At 35.0% G+C, this 2,061-nt stretch carries 3 protein-coding genes; all 3 read left to right on the plus strand.

Annotation, left to right across the window (positions count from 1 at the left end):
- The coding region (locus VFS71_RS03815; protein ID WP_326399467.1) for a crossover junction endodeoxyribonuclease RuvC at positions 1–304 on the plus strand (304 nt) is incomplete at its 5' end.
- A gap of 50 nt (positions 305–354) precedes the next feature.
- Positions 355–1,488, plus strand: coding sequence for a radical SAM family heme chaperone HemW (gene hemW / locus VFS71_RS03820; RefSeq protein ID WP_326399469.1), 1,134 nt, complete (start codon positions 355–357; stop codon positions 1,486–1,488).
- A gap of 48 nt (positions 1,489–1,536) precedes the next feature.
- Complete coding sequence (locus VFS71_RS03825; protein ID WP_326399471.1) at positions 1,537–1,992, plus strand: DUF3291 domain-containing protein; 456 nt, start codon at positions 1,537–1,539, stop codon at positions 1,990–1,992.
- The last annotated feature ends 69 nt before the right edge of the window (positions 1,993–2,061 follow it).

Consider the following 2,061-nt stretch of genomic DNA (forward strand, 5'->3'; position numbering starts at 1 on the left):
GCTAGGTCGTGCACAAGGTGTGGCAATGGCAGCAGGACTTTCCAGAGATATTCCAATTACCGAATACGAACCCAAAAAAATAAAAATGGCCATCACCGGAAATGGAAATGCCAGCAAAGAGCAAGTAGCCAAAATGCTCCAACAATTATTAGGTCTGAAAGAATTGCCTAAAAACTTGGATAGCACCGATGGGTTGGCAGCTGCTGTTTGTCATTTTTTTAATTCAGGGAAAATAGTTGCAGGAAAAAGTTATTCGGGTTGGGATGCTTTTGTGAAGCAAAATGAAGAGAGAGTTAAAAAATAGTGGTCGGTGATCAGTCTCAATGACTGGAATCTGCAACTGAAAACTAAATTATGTCAGGAATCTATATACACATACCCTTCTGCAAGCAGGCTTGTCATTACTGTGATTTTCACTTTTCGACTTCAATGAAGAAGAAAGAAGAGATGGTTTTGGCTATCGCCAAAGAATTGCAAATGCGTAAAAGTGAGTTCGAAAATGAGGTTATAGAAACTATTTATTTTGGTGGAGGAACTCCTTCTGTATTGACTACGACAGAAATAGATTTTTTAATTTCTGAAGTATTTAAAAATTATGTAATTGCAGAAAATCCCGAAATAACGCTCGAAGCTAACCCAGATGATTTGTCAAGCGAACGAATAATTGAATTGGCGAAAAGTCCAATTAACCGTTTAAGCATCGGAATCCAATCGTTCTTTGAAGACGATTTGGTAATGATGAATCGTGCGCATAATTCGGTTGAAGCCAAAAAGTGTTTGGAGGAAGCGACACAATACTTCGATAATATTTCTCTCGATTTGATTTATGGAATTCCGGGAATGAGCAACGAGAAATGGAAACAAAACATTGAAACGGCTTTGTCTTTTGGAATCCCGCATATTTCGAGTTATGCATTGACTGTCGAGCCAAAAACAGCTTTGAACAAACTTATACAAACCGGAAAAATAGCCAAACCCAATGACGAATCGGCTCAGGAACACTTTGCAATTTTGGTAGAAATATTGGAAGCGAATGATTTTATCCATTATGAATTGTCCAATTTTGGAAAAGCCAATTATTTTTCAAAGAACAATTCAGCCTATTGGTTAGGAAAAAAATATTTAGGAATTGGTCCTTCAGCACATAGTTATGATGGGATTTCCCGAAGCTGGAACGTTTCAAATAATTCTATTTATTTAAAATCCATTCAGGAAGATAAACTGCCGAATGAAATTGAAATATTGTCTGTTACCGACCGTTATAATGAATATATTATGACTGGTTTGAGGACGATTTGGGGCGTTTCTTTGAATCGAATCGAAACCGAATTCGGAAGTGAATATCTTGAGTATCTGCATAAGCAAGTGCAGAAATTTATAAATGATGATTTACTTTATATTGACAATGCTATTTTGAAACCAACCCCAAAAGGAAAATTTCTGACAGATGGAATTGCGTCAGACTTATTTTATTTAAATTTGGAATAGGCTTAACCACAAGGGTAAAGCTTTAATTGTCAAATTTAAAGAATGAAAATGGCAGAATATCAACTTGCAGAAATAAATATTGCTAGAATGAAAGGGGTAAACATTGACGACCCAATTATGAAAGAATTTGTTGATAATCTAGACAAAGTCAATGAAATTGCCGAAAACAGCGATGGGTTTGTATGGCGATTAAAAGATGAAGACAACAATGCAACAAATTTGAATCCGTATAATGATGAACAAATCATTGTGAATTTTTCTATTTGGGAAAGTATTGAAACCTTGGAACACTATATGTATAAAACCTTTCATTCGGAGTTTTTAAAACGCAGAAAAGAATGGTTTCAAACTTTTGGACAAGTTTCTACTGCGATGTGGTGGGTTAAAAAAGGTGAAATTCCAGATATTGCCGAAGCAATGGAAAAATTAGATTATTTGCAAAAAAATGGCGCTTCGGAAATAGTTTTTAATTTTAAACAAAAATATCCTAAACCGCTTTACTAGTTTTATGAAGACTACTATCGAACATAATGACCAAATTATTGAAGTTGACTTGTCAAAACCCATTGATAT

It is taken from the genome of Flavobacterium sp. (genome assembly GCF_035760125.1).
Taxonomy (GTDB): Bacteria; Bacteroidota; Bacteroidia; order Flavobacteriales; family Flavobacteriaceae; genus Flavobacterium.